The sequence below is a fragment of the Bacillus cereus group sp. BfR-BA-01331 genome (genome assembly GCF_022663915.1).
GTDB lineage: Bacteria > Bacillota > Bacilli > Bacillales > Bacillaceae_G > Bacillus_A > Bacillus_A mycoides.
The window spans coordinates 79,365-99,003 of the sequence record NZ_JAKUGJ010000012.1 but is presented as its reverse complement, the minus strand read 5'-3'; the positions used below and the strand labels follow the sequence as shown (position 1 = coordinate 99,003).

Below are 19,639 nucleotides of genomic sequence, written 5' to 3'. Positions count from 1 at the left end.
GTCAGAAAATTAAAGTTAATTATATATGCAATTACAATGATAGCTATCTACACATGTTTTTTCAATTTTCTAATAAATAATACAGTAATACCTTTTCATAAGGCAATTTAGTGTTTCAATTCTCTCTTTGTACGTTTTAAACAAATTAAAATCGTAGTGGTAATAATATATTTGTAATCAAATGTCATATATACTTCGAGAAAAGTACACAATATTTTTATAAAAAACTATAGGAAATATCATGATATAGTTATCAAACTAAGTAAGATAAATGTTAATCTTATGAAGAGATTCCAGTGATCTGCTATAAAATTACTGAAAAATGAGCATGACATCATACACGCATGTGATTGAAAAATTTTATAAGTGGCGTATAAAACTATAACAAATACTACAAATCAATTAAAAAATTTCAGTTATTCTGAATGCGAAGGGCACGTAATATTTATTGTGAACTGTAGTACTGATTAAGATTTTAGGAGGAAGTATGAACAAGAAGACTAAAAGAATCATATTAATTATTGGTATATTAGTAGGCATTAGTATCTTTTTATATTTACAAAACAATTTAATAAGTATAACTGAGGTTAAAATAACCTCTAGTAAAATTCCCTCTTCTTTTAAAGGATATAAAATACTACAAATTTCAGATTTACATAATAAAAAATTTGGTGATAATCAAGACGTTTTAATTCAAAAAGTAAAAAGCATAAATCCAGATATTATTGCTATTACGGGTGATTTAATAGACAGTAAATCGTACGATGCAGAAATGAGTATGCAAGTAATACGAGAACTTGTGAAGGAATATCCAGTATATTTTGTGACAGGAAATCATGAAAAATGGTCAGGAAAATATAACAGTTTAGAAAAAAAATTAAAGAAACAGCATGTCACTGTTTTAAGAAATGAACATGTAATAATACAAAAGGGAGGACACGAAATAAACTTGTTAGGAATTGATGATCCGGAATTTAATACTGGAGATATTGATGAAGGAAGTATTGTAAAAAATGCAATTGTAAAAGCAAAAATTGAAACGCAGCCAGATAGGTATAATGTATTATTATCCCATAGGCCTGAATTTCTAGAAGAGTATGCTGAGGAGAAAGTAGATTTAGTGTTATCGGGTCATGCACATGGGGGACAAGTTCGGTTACCTTTTATCGGGGGATTAGTTGCTCCTAATCAAGGAATACTGCCCAAATATACAGCGGGTTTATATGAACAACAAAATACGTCTATGATAGTTAGTAGAGGATTAGGCAATAGTATCATTCCGCAAAGAGTTTTTAATAGACCTGAGATTGTAGTCGTGCAGTTAAATTAATCTGTATGGCTTTTTTGTTCAGGAGAATAATTTAAAGGTAGTTTTTCTTGAGTACAAGTTTCCATTACAATTTTGTTAAAATTTTTCAAGGTTACATAAAGTAACAAAATTTGACCTATTGAGTTTGTTATAGTGTAAATAATCAAAAAACTTAAAAATTAGTCGAGTTAAAATAGTTATTATTAAGCAATATTAAAAATATAAAGGGGTGTACAAATGCATAAAGAATTTGAAATTGAAGAATATACGGCGATTGAGGAGCAAATTCATTATTATAGTACGTCTTTATTAGTAAGTCATCCTGAGCAAATTGTAAAGTATTTAGAAAAACGGTTGGAAAAGTATGCAGAAACGTTACAATATGCACATTTATATCCGGAAACGGTTATATTACCAATACAGCAAATAGTTATCGAATATTCTTTAGATGTTGCTAGAATTAGAAGGTATTTAAATTTAAAAACATAACAAAAATCGAATAATTTACAATGAAACAGAGTCGACTTTAAGAAAAGATATTCTAATGTCGACTCTGTTTCATTGATTTAGTAAATAACAGAAAAAATATGTTTGAAAAGTTTGACATATAATAATTCGAGAGTAAAATAAAAGTGAGTACTCACTCATTTTAAAGAAAAGGGGGATTTTTAGTGCAGCAACCTTCAATTATTTTACGAGATGTATCAAAAAGTTTTGGGAAAAAAGAAGTTTTGCATAACCTTTCGCTGCAAGTAGAAAAAGCAGAAATTTTTGGCTTGGTTGGACCTTCCGGATCAGGGAAAACAACACTCATTAAAATGATTGCAGGTATTAATGAGTCAACTACAGGGGATGTAATTGTTTTTAATACAAACATGCCTAATCTAAATGAAATGAAAAGAATTGGTTATATGGCTCAGGCTGATGCATTATACGAAGAACTATCGGCATATGAAAATGCAGATTTTATTGCAACGATGTATGGGTTAAAAGGTAAGCGTAAGAAGGAGAGAATCGTAGAAGTTTTTGAACTTGTGCAATTATCAGAGCATATGAAAAAGCAAGTACAGCATTTTTCAGGTGGAATGAAAAAACGTTTATCATTGGCGATAGCACTCCTTCATGAACCAGAAATATTAATTTTAGATGAGCCAACAGTTGGGATAGATCCTCTACTTCGAAAATCGATTTGGGAGAAGTTTTATGACCTTAAAAAGAAAGGAACAACTATTATTGTAACAACGCACATTATGGATGAAGCTGAATTTTGCGAACGTCTAGGGCTAATTAGAGAAGGGAATTTAGTTGCGATTGGCACACCGGAGGAATTGAAAAAACAAACATCTTCTGGACGAATTGAAGATGTCTTTATGTTAGAAGGAGTGATTGAATCATGAGAGTTAATGGTGTAGTCATCCGTATCATTCGTCAATTTTTTCGAGATAAGCGTTCTTTAGCAATGATGTTTGGGGCACCAATGTTATTACTTTGGTTATTGTCGCTAGTATTTACACAAAAAGACTATATACCGCATATTGCTGTAGTCGATGTACCTGCTCCTATAGTAAAAGTAATGAAAAATCAAGAAGCATCAATTTATGAATATAGTAAAGACAAAGCAATTTCGGAATTAGAAAAGCAAAAGGTAGATGCAGTAATTCATTTAGAAAATGGAAAAATGAATCTTCTATTAGAAGGCAGTGATTCATCAAAAAACCGTGCGGTACTTCAAGTATTGCAAAAGAGTACAGAGAAGAATGATGTATCAATGATGAAGCCTGAAGTGGATTATTTACATGGCTCTAAAGACATTACGATGTTCGATGGGCTTGGTCCCGTATTAATTGGTTTCTTTACATTTTTCTTTGTATTTATATTGTCCGGAGTATCTTTTGTAAGAGAACGTTTAAGTGGTACATTAGAGAGATTATTGTCCACACCAGTGAGAAGATGGGAAATAGTTTTAGGATATATTATTGGTTTTGGAATCTTTGCATTTATACAATCTATTATAATTGTAAGTTTTTCAGTTTATATTTTAGATTTATATGTAGCTGGCTCAATATGGCTAACGCTACTTATAACATGTATGCTTTCTTTAACTGCACTAACATTAGGCACATTTTTATCGGCATACGCAAATAATGAATTTCAAATGATTCAATTTATACCGCTTGTTATCGTGCCACAAGTCTTCTTTTCTGGGTTGTTTCCAATGGAATCCATGAATACATGGTTACAAATGTTAGGTAAATTATTTCCACTCACATATGGTGCTGACGCTATGAGACAAGTAATGATTCGGAATCAAGGGTTTACAGAGATTGCATTAGATCTTACTGTATTACTACTTTTTTCACTATTATTTGCAGTAGGAAATGTATTTGCATTAAAGAAACATCGCAAAATATAATGATGATAAAAAGGAGCACAATAAATGAAGAAGGATTGGCTGGAAGAATTAGTTGCCGCAACGAATACTGATAAACGTAATGAACGTCAAATGCGTATATTAGAGGCAGCTGTTGATATGTTTGGAGAAAAAGGGTACGCCTCAACTTCAACGAGTGAAATTGCAAAGCGCGCTGGTGTAGCGGAAGGAACAATCTTCCGCTACTATAAAACGAAAAAAGATTTATTGTTTGCAGTCGTGATGCCGACCTTAACAAAGTTTGCTGCACCATTTTTCGTACAAGCCTTTGCAAAAGAAATATTTAAAACAGAGTATGAATCGTATGAAGTGCTTTTAAGAGTAATAATTCAAAATAGATTTGAATTTGCTAAAAAGCACTTTCCAATGATAAAAATATTAATTCAAGAAGTACCATTTCAGCCGGAACTAAAAAGTGAAATACAACAATTAATAGAAACAGAACTGCTTGTACATTTTAAAAAGCTGATTGCAAAGTTTCAAGAAGAAGGGGAAATTATTGAACTTCCGCCATCTTCCGTATTACGTCTTACTTTATCAGCTGTATTAGGGTTGCTCTTAACGAGGTTTTTATTATTGCCGGAAGAGAAATGGGACGATGAAGTGGAAATTGAAAATACGATTCAATTTATATTGTATGGACTAACGCCACGGAGGTAATGTGATGCGACAATTTGCTAAACCGATAATTGTTGTAAGTAAATGTTTAGAATTTGATGCCTGTCGTTATAATGGAGAGATGGTTCCAGATTTAACAATTCGAAACTTGCAGCCATTTGTTACATTTATACCTGTATGTCCTGAAGTAGAAATTGGTTTAGGGACTCCTCGTGAAACGATACGTATTGTAGAAAAAAATGGAGCGAATAGGCTTGTACAGCCGTCAATACAAGAAGATGTAACTGAAAAAATGAATGAATTTTCAAATGCATTTTTACAAACATTACCTGAAGTTGACGGTTTTATTTTGAAGAATCGTTCGCCAAGTTGCGGAACTCGTGATGTGAAAATCTATTCTGGTTTTGAAAAAGGGCCAATAAAAGGAAAAGGAACTGGATTATTTGGCGGAGCAGTAATAAAAAAATTTTCGCATCTTCCAATTGAAGAAGAAGGTAGATTGTCGAATTTTATTATTAGAGAGCATTTCTTTACAAGATTGTTTACAATCGCGCATTACAAAATGATTAAACATACTAAAAACATAAAAGAACTCGTAGCGTTTCAATCAGATTATAAGTATTTATTTATGGCATATAATCAGGTGAAACAAAAAGAATTAGGGCGTATTATTGCAAATCAAAAAAATGAAACAATGGAAGTCGTATTTGATAACTATGAGAAGACTTTATATGAATTATTTATGCGCGCGCCTCGCTATACATCGAATGTAAATGTATGTGAGCACATTTTCGGATATTTTAAAACAAAGCTAAAAAAACAAGAAAAAGATCATTTTCTAGAACTGATACAAAAATATGCAGAAAAGAAAATACCACTTAGTAGTTTGCTTACAATTTTAAAATCATGGGCCATTCGATTTGATGAAAAGTATTTATTAAGACAAACATATTTTGAGCCATACCCTGAAGGGTTAGTAGAAATTTCTGATTCAGGAAAAGGTAGAGATTATTAAACAATAAATTACATAATTCGACACAAAACCTCCTATGTTGTTGTAGAACAATGTAGGAATTTTTTTGTGCATTGGTACAGAATCTGTTTTAAAATTAAGTTATGACAGAATTATAGCAATTGTCTAACTAATATTCGTGTCTTTTAAGAAGTAATGTTTGTAGTAGAAACTCGCACGCTGTCGAAACTCAATATTCGATAAGGGGTGTGTAGCGGAATGGAATTTACTCTAACTCGCGAAAAACAAATGATTAAAGAAATGGTACGTGACTTTGCTGAAAAGGAAATCGCACCGAAAGCTGTATATTATGACAAAACTGCGGAATTTCCATATGAAACATTTCAAAAAATGGGCGAACTAGGATTGTTAGGTATCCCATTCCCGGAAGAGTATGGAGGTTCAGGTGGCGATACGTTATCGTACGCGTTAGCTGTTGAAGAGATTGGTCGTGCTTGTGGTGGAACAGGTTTAAGCTATGCTGCAACAATTTCATTAGGTGCTTCTCCAATTTATTATTTCGGTACAGAAGAACAAAAACAGAAATTTTTAGTTCCAATGGCGTCAGGTAAAACGTTAGGTGCTTTCGGATTAACGGAGCCAAATGCTGGATCTGATGCAGGGGGCACACAAACGAAAGCAATTTTAGATGGTGATGAATATGTTATTAGTGGTGAAAAGTGCTGGATTACAAACGCAGAGTATGCAAACACAATTATTGTAACCGCTATCAACGGTTTTGAAGACAATGGTAAAAAACGTATTTCTGCATTTATCGTACCGACTACTAGTGAAGGATTAACGATTTCAAGCCCTTACGATAAGATGGGTGTTCGTGCTTCTAATACTTGTGAAATCGTACTTGATGGTGTACGTGTACCGAAAGAAAATATTCTTGGTGATGTAAATAAAGGATTTAAACAATTCTTATATACACTTGATGGAGGACGTATTTCAATTGCAGCATTAGCAGTAGGTATTGCACAATCTGCATTTGAACGTGCATTACAATATGCGAAAGAACGTCAACAATTTGGAAAACCGATTTCTAATTTCCAAGCGATTCAATTTAAATTGGCTGATATGGCGACTGAAGTAGAATTAGCGCGTAATTTAGTACATAAAGCAGCTTGGTTAAAAGATAACGATAAACCTTTCGGTAAAGAAGCGGCTATGGCAAAGTTGTTTGCATCTGAAGCTGCAAGTCGTATAGCAAATCATGCAGTACAAATTCATGGTGGATATGGCTATATGCGCGAATATGAAGTTGAACGATATATTCGTGATGCAAAACTTTTAGAAATTGGTGAAGGAACTTCTGAAATTCAACGTCTCGTAATTGCAAGACATTTAGGATGTAGATAAAAAGGAGGAGTCACTATGTTTCAAAAAATATTAATTGCTAATCGCGGGGAAATCGCAGTTCGTATTATGAAAACTTGTCAAAAACTTGGCATTCGTACCGTTGCTATTTATTCTGAGGCTGATGAAAATGCCCTTCATGTAAAATTGGCAAATGAAGCTTACTTAGTAGGCGGTCCACGTGTCCAAGAAAGCTATTTAAACCTTGAAAAAATTATTGAAATAGCTAAGAAGACAAATGCTGAAGCAATCCATCCGGGGTACGGATTATTATCAGAGAATCCATCTTTTCCGATTCGCTGTAAAGAAGAAGGAATCGTATTTATCGGTCCTTCAGAAGAAATCATTACTAAGATGGGAAGTAAAATTGAGTCACGTATAGCGATGCAAGCAGCAGATGTGCCAGTAGTTCCAGGCATTACTACAAATATTGAAACTGCTGAAGAAGCAATTGAAATTGCGAAACAAATTGGTTATCCATTAATGCTTAAGGCATCCGCGGGCGGCGGAGGCATTGGAATGCAGTTGATGGAAACTGAGCAAACGCTCACCAAAGCATTTGAAAGTAATAAAACAAGAGCGCAAAATTTCTTTGGTAACGGAGAAATGTATTTAGAGCGCTATATAGCAGATGCACATCATATTGAAATTCAGCTTTTAGCAGATACACATGGTAATACAGTGTATTTATGGGAACGCGAATGTTCAGTGCAGCGCCGAAATCAAAAAGTAATTGAAGAAGCACCTTCACCATTTTTAGATGAGGGTACACGAAAGGCTATGGGAGAAGTTGCTGTACAAGCTGCTAAAGCACTTGGTTATACAAATGCAGGTACAGTTGAGTTTCTTGTAGATGATCAAAAGAACTTTTATTTCTTAGAAATGAATACGAGATTACAAGTAGAACATCCAGTTACAGAAGAAATTACTGGGTTAGACTTAGTTGAACAACAATTACTTATCGCATATGGTGAGAAGCTATCATTTACACAGGATGATGTAAAACGTAGTGGTCATGCCATTGAGGCTCGTATTTATGCAGAAGATCCGAAAACATTCTTCCCATCACCTGGGAAAATTACAGATTTAACGTTACCAACAAATATACGTATTGATCATTTTTTGGAGAATCAAGTAACGATTACACCTTTCTATGATCCAATGATTGCGAAAGTAATCGCTCATGGTGAAACTCGTGAAGAAGCGATTTCAAAATTAAAAATTGCACTAGAAGAGTTAAAAGTAGAAGGTATTAAAACAAACACACCAATGTTACTGCAAGTACTCGGAGACGATGTGTTCAAAAGTGGTATTTATACAACAGGTTTTGTAACGAAACAACTTGTTAAAAAATAAGAGTTATGAATATTAAGGGGGAAAAAATGATGACGAAAGTATATGCATCGATGGCAGGAAATGTTTGGAAAATTGTTGTAGGAGTAGGAGATACAGTAGAGGAAGAGCAGGATGTCGTCATTTTGGAATCTATGAAAATGGAAATTCCAATCGTTTCAGAAGAAGCCGGAACTGTTATGAAAATTAACGTACAAGAAGGCGATTTTGTAAATGAAGGAGATGTATTACTAGAAATTGAATAGGGAGATATAGGGGGAAGCGAATTGAAACTACCTAATTTTGCTGTCATTAAAGAAGTCGGGCCGCGTGATGGCTTACAGAATGAAAAAAAGATTGTTGGCACAAAAGATAAAGTAAAATGGATTCAACTACTTACAGAAGCGGGATTGTCGTACGTTGAAGTTTCCTCATTCGTTCACCCTAAATGGGTTCCTGCATTAGCAGATGCAAGTGATGTATTTTCTGAGCTAAAAAGGGATCCAAATGTTACATATGCAGCGCTTGTTCCGAATCAAAATGGTTTGGAACGAGCTTTTTTACAAAATGTAGATGAGGTGAATGTTTTTTTATCAGCAAGTGAATCTCACAATAAAAGTAATATTAATAAATCTATTAAAGAAGCATTAGCTGTAATTGAAGATATAACAAAACAGGCAACGTTCGAAGGTAAAAAGGTAAGAGGCTATGTTTCTACTGTATTTGGATGTCCTTATGAAGGGGATATAAGTGCCACAGCAGTTGACGAAATATGTAATCAACTATTTTCATACGGCATTTATGAAGTTTCTCTCGGTGACACGATTGGTGTAGCGAATCCATTACAAGTAGAACAAGTATTAGAACATCTATTAAAGAAGTATGATGCTTCGCAGTTTGCAATGCATTTCCATAATACGTATGGAATGGCTCTGGCGAATGTAGTTAAGTCTTTAGAATATGGTATTACAACGTTTGATAGTTCTTGTGGTGGACTCGGAGGATGTCCTTATGCACCAGGAGCATCGGGTAATGTTGCTACTGATGACTTAGTGCATATGCTCCATAAGCTGGGAGTCCAAACTAATATTGATGAAGAAAAGTTATTGAGAGCTAGTCAGTTTATTCAAAGTAAGTTAAATATCCAATTACCGAGTCATGTGTATAGAGCGCTCCAACATAAAACGATAAGTAGGTGAGAAGATGCTACAATTACAAAACATTTCAGTTGACTATGTTACACCGCACGTTGTAAAGATTTCGTTAAATCGTGAAAGACAAGCAAACTCATTATCTTTGGCATTATTAGAAGAATTACAAACTATATTAACTCAAATAAACGAAGAATCAAATACGCGCGTTGTTATTTTAACAGGGGATGGCGAAAAAGCATTTTGCGCTGGTGCTGATCTAAAAGAGCGTGCCAACATGAGTGAAGAACAAGTTCGCCATGCTGTGGGTATGATTCGTTCTACTATGGAGATGGTTGAACAATTACCACAACCAGTTATTGCTGCTATTAACGGAATCGCACTTGGTGGAGGTACTGAATTAAGCTTAGCTTGTGATTTTAGAATTGCTTCTGACACTGCAAGTCTAGGTCTCACGGAAACTTCCCTTGCAATTATACCTGGGGCGGGTGGTACTCAGCGCTTACCTAGATTAATTGGAGTTGGTAGAGCGAAAGAATTAATTTATACAGGAAGACGTATTTCGGCGCAAGAAGCGAAAGAGTATGGTTTAGTAGAATTCGTAGTACCAGCTGATTTACTAGAAGAGAAAGCAATTGAAATTGCAGATCGAATTGCTAATAATGGTCCAATTGCCGTTCGATTAGCAAAAGAAGCAATTTCAAATGGTATTCAAGTAGATTTACATACCGGCTTACAAATGGAAAAACAAGCGTATGAGGGCGTAATCGATACGAAAGATAGATTAGAAGGATTACAGGCATTCAAGGAAAAACGCAAACCAATGTATAAGGGGGAGTAAATATGTTAGAGCAAAAACAACAATCTAATTCATTTGAAGAACGGGTTGAAACAATTAAGCAAGGCGGGGCACCGAAATATCATGAACAAAACAAAGCAAAAGGGAAACTTTTTGTTCGAGATCGTTTAGCTCTTTTATTCGATAATGGTGAATATGTGGAAGATGCATTATTGGCAAATTGTGAACAAACTGGATTACCAGCTGATGGTGTTGTAACTGCGACTGGTAAAATACATGGTCGTACTGCGTGCGTAATGGCAAATGATTCGACTGTAAAAGCTGGATCATGGGGAGCACGTACAGTTGAAAAGATTTTACGTATTCAAGAAACGGCTGAGAAATTACGTGTACCGTTATTTTATTTAGTTGACTCTGCTGGGGCACGTATTACAGATCAAGTTGAAATGTTCCCTGGACGCCGCGGTGCAGGAAGGATCTTTTATAACCAAGTGAAATTATCTGGTAAAGTGCCACAAATTTGTTTATTATTTGGACCTTCAGCGGCTGGTGGTGCGTATATTCCAGCATTTTGTGACGTTGTTATGATGGTTGAAGGAAATGCTTCTATGTATTTAGGGTCTCCGCGTATGGCTGAAATGGTTATCGGTGAGAAGGTAACTTTAGAAGAAATGGGCGGAGCACGTATGCATTGCTCAGTATCAGGATGCGGAGATGTTTTATGTAAAACAGAAGAAGATGCAATTACGCAAGCAAGACAATATATTTCTTATTTTCCAAGTAACTATTTAGAAAAGACTCCTTTGATTACACCTCAAGAACCGAAACAGTTCGATAAAACGTTAGAAGAAATCATTCCAGAAAATCAAAATGCTCCTTTCAATATGAAAGATCTCATTAACAGAATTATTGATGAAAGTTCTTTCTTTGAAGTGAAAAAATTATTTGCTCAAGAACTAATTACAGGTTTAGCGCGTATTGATGGTAAGCCAATTGGCATTATTGCAAATCAGCCGCGTATGAAGGGCGGCGTTTTATTCCACGATTCAGCTGATAAAGCAGCGAAGTTTATAAATTTATGCGATGCATACCATATCCCATTATTATTCCTTGCAGATGTACCTGGATTTATGATTGGTACAAAAGTAGAACGTGCCGGAATTATTCGTCACGGTGCAAAAATGATCTCTGCAATGAGTGAAGCAACTGTACCGAAAATTTCTATCGTCGTTCGAAAAGCATATGGAGCTGGCTTATATGCAATGGCAGGTCCAGCGTTTGAACCAGATTGCTGCTTAGCATTACCGACAGCTTCTATTGCAGTAATGGGTCCAGAAGCAGCAGTCAATGCTGTATATGCAAATAAAATTGCAGCTTTACCAGAAGAAGAGCGTGCAAGCTTTATTGCTGAAAAACGAGAAGAGTATAAGAAAGATATTGATATTTACCGTTTAGCATCAGAGATGGTGATCGATGGTATTGTTCATCCAAATAATTTACGTGAAGAGTTAAAAGGACGATTCGAAATGTATATGAGTAAATATCAAGTATTCACGGATCGTAAACATCCTGTATATCCAGTTTAAAAGCCCTATTTAGGGCTTTCTTGCTCAAAAAGTCAAGGAGGGGAAAACATTGAAACAAGCAGTTTGGTTTCCAACAGAAGAATATAAAGAAAAAACGCGTTTATTTGGTTGGATGAAATCATTAGGCTATGAAGATTACGAAGCTTTTTATAATAAGTCAATTGAAGAAACAGCATGGTTTTGGGGAGAAGCTGAGAGAGCAGTTGGCTATCAGTGGATGAAACCATATACAGAAGTGTTAGATTTAGAAAATGGTACACCGTTTGCACAGTGGTATACTGAGGGAACTTGTAACGTTGTAGAATCTGCTTTATCTCGCTGGCTTGCAGACGATAAAATGAAAACACAAGCAGCACTTATGTATGAAGGGGAAAACGGAACTTCAAAATCATTTACATATGAAGAGCTTGATAGCTGGGTAAGCCGTGTTGCCAACGGTTTGAAACATGCTGGTATTGAAAAAGGTGATCGTGTAACAATTTACATGCCAATGATTCCTGAAACAGTTGTTGCTATGTTAGCGGTAATGAAAATTGGAGCGATTATTTCACCAATATTCTCAGGTTTTGCTGCTGATGCAGTAATGACACGTGTACAAGCAGCTGGTTCAAAAATGATTATTACCGCAGATGGCTTTTCACGCCGTGGGAAAATTGTTTCATTAAAAGATGAAGTAGATAAAGCTTGTGAACATTGCCCAACTGTTGAAAAGGTGGTAATTGTTCGTCATGCAGGAAATGATTTTACACCGCATAATTATGATTTTTCATGGAGTACGTTAGAAAAAGAAAAACCATTTAGACATGCTGAAGAAATGAACAGTGATGATCCATTAATGCTTATATATACATCTGGAACGACTGGTAAGCCGAAGGGGACAGTACACACACATGCTGGTTTCCCGCTAAAATCTGCATTTGATGCAGGATTTGGAATGAATATAAAACAAGGCGACCGCGTATTATGGGTAACTGATATGGGCTGGATGATGGGACCATTTTTACTATTCGGCTCTTTAATTAATGGCGCAACAATGGTTATGTACGAAGGTGTTCCAGACTTCCCAGAAGCAGATCGCTTATGGGAGACAGTTGATAAATATGAAATTACTCATCTCGGTATTTCGCCAACGTTAATCCGTGCATTAATGGCAAAAGGTGATGAATATGTAAATAAACACTCGTTAAAGAGTTTAGAAGTATTCGCATCAACAGGAGAACCTTGGAATCCAGACCCATGGATGTGGTTATTTAATACAGTTGGTAAAGGTAAAGTACCAATTTGTAACTATTCAGGTGGAACTGAAATTTCAGGTGGGATTTTCGGGAATGTCCTAATTAAGCCGATCGCACCGATTAGTTTTAACGCATCTTTACCAGGAATGGCAGCGGTTGTACTTGATGATCGAGGTAAACCAATTCGAGATGAAGTCGGAGAATTATGTTTAGAAAAACCTTGGGTAGGTATGACGAAAAGTTTCTGGGAAGATGATGAACGTTATGTAAACACATATTGGTCACGCTTTGAAAATAAATGGGTTCATGGTGACTGGGTCATTTATGACGGTGAACAATATATCATTACAGGCCGTTCAGATGATACGTTAAACATTGCTGGAAAACGTATTGGACCTGCTGAATATGAATCTATTCTTGTGAAACATAATAATGTAATAGAAGCAGCTGCAATTGGTGTACCTGACGATGTTAAAGGTGAGGTTTGTCATTGCTTTGTAGTATTACGAGACGGTGTAATATTTACAGCAGAATTAAAGAAAGAATTAATGAGTTTAGTAAATTCTCATATCGGAAAAGCATTATGTCCAAAAGATATTCATGTTGTAGAAGATTTACCAAAAACACGTAATTCTAAAGTAATGCGACGTGTTATTAAAGCAGCTTACTTAGGAAAAGAGTTAGGCGATTTATCGTCACTAGTAAATCCTGAAGTAGTACCCTTCATTCAAGGACTACAGTCTAGCAAACTATAACATTACGAATGAGCTCTATATAAATAGAGCTCATTTTTAATGTTCACAAAAAGATAAGAGAAAAAAAGTAAATTTGAAGTTAAAAAATCTACTATTAGTGGTAAGTATGTCTGTTTGTTTTTAGTTTTTATCAAAATAGGATACTGAGACTGTCTATTCAATGGAGTGATTGAATTTTGTTAAGAATGAAAATTTAGTGAAGAAAAAGTAATGAATAAAAGGAGAAATCCCTGGGGGACAGGGATTCGATAAGGGAGATAATATTGTCGTTCAATGTCGAAATTTGGCGTATCCGACAAATTAATATTATCACGAATTTTCAGGAGATTGTGATAGTGGATGTGTCAAAAATGTGTACGTGTTTCATATAAAAATATTATTTAAATAGGAAAAGGGAAAAGAATTAAGTTCACTCGTTCTTAAGATTTTTCCCTTTTAAATTTACTGTTTGTTCGTTGTTCTATATACATCAGAAATTGGTAAATCTTCGCCATGTAAAGCTTGAGTACTGTCCTTTTTATTTGAATCATGTGCCTCCTGAGATGCTTCTTGCATTTGCTCTTGGGCTTTACTAGGAGTATTCAGCGCATCCGATGACACATAATCAAGTTGTTGACTTAATAGATTTTTCTTATCCATGTTATGTAGCTCCTTTTTGAACTTAGATATAAAAACGATGTTTTTTTAAATAGTTACGTGGGTATTATGTATCTTTGAATGGAATTATATACACAAACTATATTGAGAATTTAACTAATAATAAAAAGTACTTGTGATGACAAGCTTAAGAAATATAAAGATCATTAGTCCTTAATGAAAGCGTTATTTTAGTATGGTGTAGATTAAATAGGACCTGTTGTATGGAACAAGTCCTTTCAAAAATGACAACAGATAATGAATGGGGGTTACTTGAACATTTCTATTAGTGGTAACTAGATCCCATTCGTTGGATGCTACGAAATTTCATTTGAAAGGAACATCCCAATGATAAGATGAGCACTGTAAATCTGTGCTCATCTTATCAGAAATTGCTTAGTCCTTAAAAATAAAACCGTTACGGACAATTCACAATGGTAATAGTGACGTTTGCCATTGTTCCAGGGGAATCAAGAAGTGAAGCAGTAACGGTTACTGTTCCAGGCCCATTAGCGGCTAGAAATACAGCGGTAAAGTTACCTGAAGCATTGGTAATGACAGCAAGAGGAACCATGAAAGCAAGAGAAGGGTTACTAAATGAAAAACTGACTACTACTCCTGGAGTAGGACTACCGTTTACTAATACTTGACCCGAAAAAAATAAAGTATTATTTCCTTGAGTGGATACACATGCTGTGGTTTCGTTAGAAGTCAAGGTAATAGATGCAGGCCCAGCAGGAAGATTAAATCCGGTTGGTCCGGTTGGTCCGGTTGGTCCAGTTGGTCCAGTTGGTCCAGTTGGTCCAGTTGAACCAGTTGAACCGGTAGCACCAGTAGCTCCTGTAGAACCGGTGGGACCAGTAGGGAATTGAAAGGGTTGAACAGGTGGAAGTGTAGGTCCAATAGAACTCGGATTAAGTGCAGCAAAAGATAAAAACTCGTCCATTATATATCACCTCTAAAAATCGTATTACTAATAGTAAATGTAATGATAGAGCAAAGTGAAATGGACAAGCGGTTGTATTTTAATAAATTAAACAAAATAGTTATTTGATAGAAAGAGAGATTAGTATGATTACTTTAGAAATTAAATATAAAAAGGCGATTATCTTCAAATCGCCTTTTGGGTAATGCAGTGTAATTTTATTCAGTTATTTGAAATATAGTTTCATTCGGTTTAGAAAATCCATACAGTTTCCTTGCGAATTTTAAAATTTCTTCTTCACTACCTGTTAAAACTTTAACATCATTCTTAAGGGAATGACCATCCTTCTTTACAGAAGATAATTTTTGTTGCTCCGTATTCAGTGTGATTTGTTTTTCTTTAATCATTTCTTGTTGGTTATTCAGAGAATATTGAAGGACAAAAATTATAGGTAATATAATAGCCAAAGTAATTATAATACGGCGTCTTGTTTTTTTAATATGACCTTGTTGGGTATTAGGGTTCACTTGCTGTGAGGGTATCTTAGGATTTGATTGTTGTGATGATATTTTTGGGATGTTTCCCATTAAAATGCCTCCATTACTGATTGTAGAATTTAAATCGTTTAAAAGTATTATAAATGTTCAATGGGAATTTTAGAAGATATTTTAATATAGGTGAGTTTTGTAAAGTTTAAACAAAATCCTTATTTAAATAAAAGGAACCCCGATTGTCTGCGGGGCTCCTAAGGGTAATCGTCAAGTAATGACGTACTCGACTAGTTAACGATATCATGAATTTTTTGGTAAATATACTGGTAAATGCGTCCAAATTAATAAGAGCATCATTTGAAACAAAAACGCTATTTTAATAGGGTCGGGAATAATGATGATTCCATGGGACAAACGAGTAAACGTTTTATCAAGGTGATTATTTTATTAAAGAGGGGACAGTTTTAGAGGTTAGTGAAAGGGTGAATAAATCATTAGGTTGGCTTCGGTGCATGTTAGCTCCAAACTATGAAAAAGTGTACGGTGATAGTACATAGCGACTGCGGTCGATTCGGGTAGATGATAATGAAGAATGATATAAAAATTTCATTCCGTAGAGAAATATGTTGATTAAGGATGGGCATTGAATATGCCATGTTTGTATGAATAAAGAGCAGAATTTGGCCTATATAAAGGTGCTGGAATTGTTCTAAAGGGGATCTACATAATTGCATATCCTGAATCCTCCAAGAAAACAGACTTTGAATTAAGGGTTCTATCTACACGTATAGCGCTCGCTATCATTTGCGCCTTGGCTTTATGGATGCTTATAGTAATCTATATAAAATAATTCTTTTCTAATAAGAAATATACTAAAATATGAGAAAATGCTGTAATAATAATTATACATTTAGTCCTACTGGAAGAACCAGTGCACATCAAACTAAAAAGGGCGTTGTTATATTGCTCTGTAGTTTGGTGTCCGCTTTTTTATTTTTTATTAACAAAATAGATCAGTGGTGTTTTTATAAATGACGCAATTTCGTTTTTAGTATATAAAAAGAAGGTTTAGTACAAGTGTTTGTTTTTTTGTTTTTATGCTTTCGTCTCGTACACTTTTAAGCTATTGGACATACTTTACTAATAGAAAGGATTAGGGGGTGAGGTTTTGGGTTCTCGATTTAATAATTGTAAAAAGAAGTGTACATGTAAACAGGATGATTGTTTGGAAATATTCGAAGAGTGTAAAAAAGAAAAGCATGAGAAATGTGATAATTCTTGTGTACAAGGAATTAGAGATGAGCTTAAGAAATTAATTAATCAAACAGTTCAAATTAATACAGAGGGACGTACTTATGTAGGTACTGTTTTGTCTGTAAGTTGTGATGTTGTTAAGCTTGCAGCTATTCCTGGATCTGTTGGAGTAATTATCTCCATTTGCAAAATTGAAGCAATTTTCCCTCCTGTTACAACGGTTACCGCTGAGTTTGATTTTAATGGTGTTGACGTAGCAAATAAAGCATAATTATGCTGTTTTTTGTAAAGCCATTCTTATGAATGGCTTTATTTTAATTTCGTATAAAAGGAGAATATATTCTTTATATAGAAATAGGTTTGAGGCTATAAAGAGTGATGTACGAAAGGAGAATGAGAGTGATTAAATTAGTGCCCTTTAAAAAATCTGATTTCAAACAATTAATAAATTGGATTAATTCCGAAGAATTTTTAATACAATGGTCGGGAAATGCATTCACATATCCTTTAAATGAACAGCAATTAGAGAAATATACAGAAAGTGCAAACACACTGGCATTCAAAATAATAGATGAAGAGACTAAAGCAGTTATTGGTCATATTTCTCTTGGACAAATAGATAATATAAATAAGTCTGCTAGAATTGGAAAAGTGCTAGTTGGTAATACGAAAATGAGAGGGCGTTCTATAGGGAAACATATGATGAAAGCCGTACTTTGTATTGCTTTTGAAGAATTAAAACTACATAGAGTAACTCTTGGTGTTTATGACTTTAATAAGTCAGCTATTTCTTGTTATGAAAAAATAGGTTTTGTAAAAGAAGGTTTATTAAGAGAGTCAAAAAGAGTAGGAGAAACGTATTGGAATTTATGGGAAATGAGTATGTTAGAATATGAATGGAACAATAAATAATAGTATTTTATAATTATATTATGTTAACAAAAGGGGTTTAGCCGGAATCGTGAATAAAAAAACAAAAATAATTTCAATTGCAGCTGTTTCAGGGGGCGGTAAAACTACCATTACAGAAAGTTTAGCTCATGAGTTGAAAAACTCAAAGGCTCTATATTTTGATAGATATAAATTTGATAACTGTCCCGCAGATATTTGTAAATGGATTGATGATGGAGCTAATTATGATGAATGGGTACTTACACCATTAATTCATGATATTCAGCATCTTATACGAGATGGTAATGTAGATTATATTATTGTAGATTATCCTTTTGCATACTTAAATAGTGAAATGCGACAATTCATTGATGTAACTATATTTATCGATACGCCTTTAGATATCGCAATGGCTAGAAGAATTTTGCGAGATTTTAAAGAAGGTACAATGGACGAAATACATAATGATTTAAAGCATTATATAACATATGCTAGAAAAGCTTATTTGGAGGCGATTCATACTGTAAAGCCAAATTCAGATATTGTTCTGGATGGATCTTTACCTGTCGATGAAATAATTGATCAAATTGTAGAGGAACTTAATCTGAGAGAAGTGATCGTCAATGATTAAATGTATAGAAGAATATGTGCAAGTTGATGACTTTAAAATATATACGAAAATATTCCAAGGAAAAAAGCTGCAGCCTGTTATTATAATGGAAGCAGGTTATGGTGATTATTCAAAGGCATGGGATCGTATTGCGGAAGGGCTGACGGAATATGGGACGGTACTTACATATGATAGAGCTGGATTAGGAAAAAGCGGGAAGAGTTCCAAGCGGCGTGTTAGTTCTGAAATGGTAAAAGAATTAAGAGCTTGCTTAAAACAATTACAACTTAAGCCACCCTATATTTTTGTAGGACATTCCTTTGGGGGTATAAATATACGTTTATTTACAACTTTTTATCCTGAAGATACGATGGGAGTAGTTTTAGTTGATTCGACAACAGAAAATTATAAAGAAGATTTTTTGCCAATAATGTCTCCAGAATTTCAAGAAGCTTACTACAAACAATTTGTATATGAAAGTTCATATGAAGAGTTTATGTTTAGTCTAGGTGAAGCAGATCGACATTGTAAGTCAATGAGAGATATTCCACTTGTCGTGTTAGCTGCTGGAAAAAAAGATTTTTATTCAGCAGATGCACAACTGAAATGGTTACAATTGCAAGAAGAATTATTACAATTATCAACCAGTAATAAATTTATTATTGCAGAAAATAGCGGTCACTATATTCAAAAAGATGAGCCACATTATGTAATCGATGCTGTGAAGTGGATAATAGATATGGAGAGTGATAAATGTGCTAGTTTTATTTAGGTATAATTGGCAAGTAAGACAGGATTGGTTTAAATGGTGTGAACAACTTACAGAGGAAGAATTGCTTCGCAAACGTGTTGGAGGTGTTGGGAGTATTTTAGAAACACTTTTCCATATTGTAGATGTTGAGTATAGCTGGATTAGTGCGCTTCAAGAAAAGGAGGATAACGAACCACAGTTTAAAGATTATCAATCAATCAAAAAAGTGAAAGCGCTATCTAATTCATATCGACGAGAATTAGAAGAGTTTTTGCAAATATGGTCTGGTGACCTAGAATATAAGATATTAAAAGCTTCATGGACAGATAAAACATATAAATACGGTGAAGTTTTAAGGCATGTAATTGTACATGAAATTCATCATATTGGTCAGATATCTATATGGGCGAGAGAACTAAATCTTCAGCCTGTTTCAGCAAATTTAATTGGAAGGCGATTATAAATTTAGAGGCCGACTTGCATTTGTATTG

Annotated in this window: 21 protein-coding genes and 1 pseudogene; 19 read left to right on the top strand and 3 right to left on the bottom strand. The window is 34.5% G+C overall.

All coding sequences use genetic code 11. The features are described from left to right. The first annotated feature begins 487 nt into the window (after window positions 1–487). The 13 genes from MR155_RS20460 to MR155_RS20400 all read left to right on the top strand — a co-directional run bounded on the left by MR155_RS20460 (window position 488) and on the right by MR155_RS20400 (window position 13,590). Entirely contained in the window at window positions 488–1,330 is an 843-nt protein-coding gene (locus MR155_RS20460) for a metallophosphoesterase (protein ID WP_242310948.1), read from the top strand. A gap of 216 nt (window positions 1,331–1,546) precedes the next feature. Continuing rightward, a complete protein-coding gene (locus MR155_RS20455) occupies window positions 1,547–1,798 on the top strand; it encodes a hypothetical protein (protein ID WP_002017002.1) in 252 nt (83 codons plus the stop codon). A gap of 182 nt (window positions 1,799–1,980) precedes the next feature. Continuing rightward, window positions 1,981–2,706 (top strand): ABC transporter ATP-binding protein, encoded by a 726-nt coding sequence (locus MR155_RS20450; protein ID WP_002032219.1) that lies wholly within the window; start codon window positions 1,981–1,983, stop codon window positions 2,704–2,706. Further along, window positions 2,703–3,722 (top strand): ABC transporter permease, encoded by a 1,020-nt coding sequence (locus MR155_RS20445; RefSeq protein ID WP_002085449.1) that lies wholly within the window; start codon window positions 2,703–2,705, stop codon window positions 3,720–3,722. The genes MR155_RS20450 and MR155_RS20445 overlap by 4 nt, the downstream gene beginning before the upstream one ends. A gap of 24 nt (window positions 3,723–3,746) precedes the next feature. Then, the gene (locus MR155_RS20440) at window positions 3,747–4,400 is read left to right on the top strand and encodes a TetR/AcrR family transcriptional regulator (protein ID WP_002065518.1); all 654 of its coding nucleotides are present in this window, start codon (window positions 3,747–3,749) and stop codon (window positions 4,398–4,400) included. Between the two features lie 4 nt (window positions 4,401–4,404). Beyond that, window positions 4,405–5,373 (top strand): YbgA family protein, encoded by a 969-nt coding sequence (locus tag MR155_RS20435; RefSeq protein WP_242310947.1) that lies wholly within the window; start codon window positions 4,405–4,407, stop codon window positions 5,371–5,373. A 216-nt stretch (window positions 5,374–5,589) separates the two neighbouring features. Beyond that, on the top strand, window positions 5,590–6,735 hold the full coding sequence (locus tag MR155_RS20430; protein ID WP_002032227.1) for an acyl-CoA dehydrogenase: 1,146 nt from the start codon (window positions 5,590–5,592) through the stop codon (window positions 6,733–6,735). Window positions 6,736–6,750: 15 nt separating this feature from the next. Continuing rightward, complete coding sequence (locus MR155_RS20425) at window positions 6,751–8,088, top strand: acetyl-CoA carboxylase biotin carboxylase subunit (RefSeq protein WP_002136442.1); 1,338 nt, start codon at window positions 6,751–6,753, stop codon at window positions 8,086–8,088. 26 nt (window positions 8,089–8,114) lie between these two features. Beyond that, complete coding sequence (locus MR155_RS20420; protein ID WP_001985297.1) at window positions 8,115–8,330, top strand: acetyl-CoA carboxylase biotin carboxyl carrier protein subunit; 216 nt, start codon at window positions 8,115–8,117, stop codon at window positions 8,328–8,330. Between the two features lie 21 nt (window positions 8,331–8,351). Continuing rightward, window positions 8,352–9,263: a hydroxymethylglutaryl-CoA lyase gene (gene mvaB, locus MR155_RS20415; protein ID WP_002017011.1), complete on the top strand. Its 912-nt coding sequence runs from the start codon at window positions 8,352–8,354 to the stop codon at window positions 9,261–9,263. 4 nt (window positions 9,264–9,267) lie between these two features. Then, entirely contained in the window at window positions 9,268–10,056 is a 789-nt protein-coding gene (locus MR155_RS20410) for an enoyl-CoA hydratase (protein ID WP_113936467.1), read from the top strand. Window positions 10,057–10,058: 2 nt separating this feature from the next. Next, window positions 10,059–11,600: an acyl-CoA carboxylase subunit beta gene (locus MR155_RS20405; protein WP_242310946.1), complete on the top strand. Its 1,542-nt coding sequence runs from the start codon at window positions 10,059–10,061 to the stop codon at window positions 11,598–11,600. A 49-nt stretch (window positions 11,601–11,649) separates the two neighbouring features. Continuing rightward, the gene (locus tag MR155_RS20400) at window positions 11,650–13,590 is read left to right on the top strand and encodes an AMP-binding protein (protein WP_113936465.1); all 1,941 of its coding nucleotides are present in this window, start codon (window positions 11,650–11,652) and stop codon (window positions 13,588–13,590) included. A 441-nt stretch (window positions 13,591–14,031) separates the two neighbouring features. Here the strand turns inward: MR155_RS20400 and MR155_RS20395 are convergent, their stop codons facing one another. Further along, entirely contained in the window at window positions 14,032–14,229 is a 198-nt protein-coding gene (locus tag MR155_RS20395; RefSeq protein ID WP_061690213.1) for a hypothetical protein, read from the bottom strand. Between the two features lie 431 nt (window positions 14,230–14,660). Here MR155_RS20395 and MR155_RS20390 point away from each other — a divergent pair, with 431 nt between their 5' ends. Further along, a complete protein-coding gene (locus MR155_RS20390; RefSeq protein WP_000237377.1) occupies window positions 14,661–14,876 on the top strand; it encodes a hypothetical protein in 216 nt (71 codons plus the stop codon). 239 nt (window positions 14,877–15,115) lie between these two features. Here MR155_RS20390 and MR155_RS20385 read toward each other — a convergent pair. Both MR155_RS20385 and MR155_RS20380 read right to left on the bottom strand, forming a co-directional pair. After that, a pseudogene (locus MR155_RS20385) lies at window positions 15,116–15,172 on the bottom strand (exosporium leader peptide-containing protein); the annotation flags it as partial. A 197-nt stretch (window positions 15,173–15,369) separates the two neighbouring features. Next, on the bottom strand, window positions 15,370–15,738 hold the full coding sequence (locus MR155_RS20380) for an FtsB family cell division protein (RefSeq protein ID WP_242310945.1): 369 nt from the start codon (window positions 15,736–15,738) through the stop codon (window positions 15,370–15,372). Between the two features lie 1,072 nt (window positions 15,739–16,810). Here MR155_RS20380 and MR155_RS20375 point away from each other — a divergent pair. The 5 genes from MR155_RS20375 to MR155_RS20355 all read left to right on the top strand — a co-directional run bounded on the left by MR155_RS20375 (window position 16,811) and on the right by MR155_RS20355 (window position 19,611). Further along, window positions 16,811–17,167, top strand: a complete 357-nt coding sequence (locus MR155_RS20375; protein ID WP_088009004.1) for a hypothetical protein — start codon at window positions 16,811–16,813, stop codon at window positions 17,165–17,167. A 122-nt stretch (window positions 17,168–17,289) separates the two neighbouring features. Continuing rightward, window positions 17,290–17,808, top strand: coding sequence for a GNAT family N-acetyltransferase (locus MR155_RS20370; RefSeq protein ID WP_277958728.1), 519 nt, complete (start codon window positions 17,290–17,292; stop codon window positions 17,806–17,808). 49 nt (window positions 17,809–17,857) lie between these two features. Next, a complete protein-coding gene (locus MR155_RS20365) occupies window positions 17,858–18,418 on the top strand; it encodes a nucleoside/nucleotide kinase family protein (RefSeq protein ID WP_242310943.1) in 561 nt (186 codons plus the stop codon). Next, window positions 18,411–19,169 carry an alpha/beta fold hydrolase gene (locus MR155_RS20360; protein ID WP_242310942.1) on the top strand — a complete coding sequence of 253 codons (759 nt, stop codon included), beginning with the start codon at window positions 18,411–18,413 and terminating at the stop codon, window positions 19,167–19,169. The genes MR155_RS20365 and MR155_RS20360 overlap by 8 nt, the downstream gene beginning before the upstream one ends. Beyond that, on the top strand, window positions 19,153–19,611 hold the full coding sequence (locus tag MR155_RS20355; protein ID WP_242310941.1) for a DinB family protein: 459 nt from the start codon (window positions 19,153–19,155) through the stop codon (window positions 19,609–19,611). Before MR155_RS20360 ends, MR155_RS20355 begins: the two co-directional genes overlap by 17 nt. Window positions 19,612–19,639 lie beyond the last annotated feature (28 nt).

Coding starts and splice junctions, on each gene's coding strand:
- MR155_RS20445 (WP_002085449.1), top strand. CDS start 2,703: ATGAGAGTTAATGGTGTAGTCATCCGTATCATTCGTCAATTTTTTCGA.
- MR155_RS20360 (WP_242310942.1), top strand. CDS start 18,411: ATGATTAAATGTATAGAAGAATATGTGCAAGTTGATGACTTTAAAATA.
- MR155_RS20420 (WP_001985297.1), top strand. CDS start 8,115: ATGATGACGAAAGTATATGCATCGATGGCAGGAAATGTTTGGAAAATT.
- MR155_RS20440 (WP_002065518.1), top strand. CDS start 3,747: ATGAAGAAGGATTGGCTGGAAGAATTAGTTGCCGCAACGAATACTGAT.
- MR155_RS20390 (WP_000237377.1), top strand. CDS start 14,661: ATGGTAATAGTGACGTTTGCCATTGTTCCAGGGGAATCAAGAAGTGAA.
- MR155_RS20435 (WP_242310947.1), top strand. CDS start 4,405: ATGCGACAATTTGCTAAACCGATAATTGTTGTAAGTAAATGTTTAGAA.
- MR155_RS20425 (WP_002136442.1), top strand. CDS start 6,751: ATGTTTCAAAAAATATTAATTGCTAATCGCGGGGAAATCGCAGTTCGT.
- MR155_RS20410 (WP_113936467.1), top strand. CDS start 9,268: ATGCTACAATTACAAAACATTTCAGTTGACTATGTTACACCGCACGTT.
- MR155_RS20370 (WP_277958728.1), top strand. CDS start 17,290: ATGAGAGTGATTAAATTAGTGCCCTTTAAAAAATCTGATTTCAAACAA.
- MR155_RS20455 (WP_002017002.1), top strand. CDS start 1,547: ATGCATAAAGAATTTGAAATTGAAGAATATACGGCGATTGAGGAGCAA.
- MR155_RS20405 (WP_242310946.1), top strand. CDS start 10,059: ATGTTAGAGCAAAAACAACAATCTAATTCATTTGAAGAACGGGTTGAA.
- MR155_RS20430 (WP_002032227.1), top strand. CDS start 5,590: ATGGAATTTACTCTAACTCGCGAAAAACAAATGATTAAAGAAATGGTA.
- MR155_RS20395 (WP_061690213.1), bottom strand. CDS start 14,229: ATGGATAAGAAAAATCTATTAAGTCAACAACTTGATTATGTGTCATCG.
- MR155_RS20460 (WP_242310948.1), top strand. CDS start 488: ATGAACAAGAAGACTAAAAGAATCATATTAATTATTGGTATATTAGTA.
- MR155_RS20380 (WP_242310945.1), bottom strand. CDS start 15,738: ATGGGAAACATCCCAAAAATATCATCACAACAATCAAATCCTAAGATA.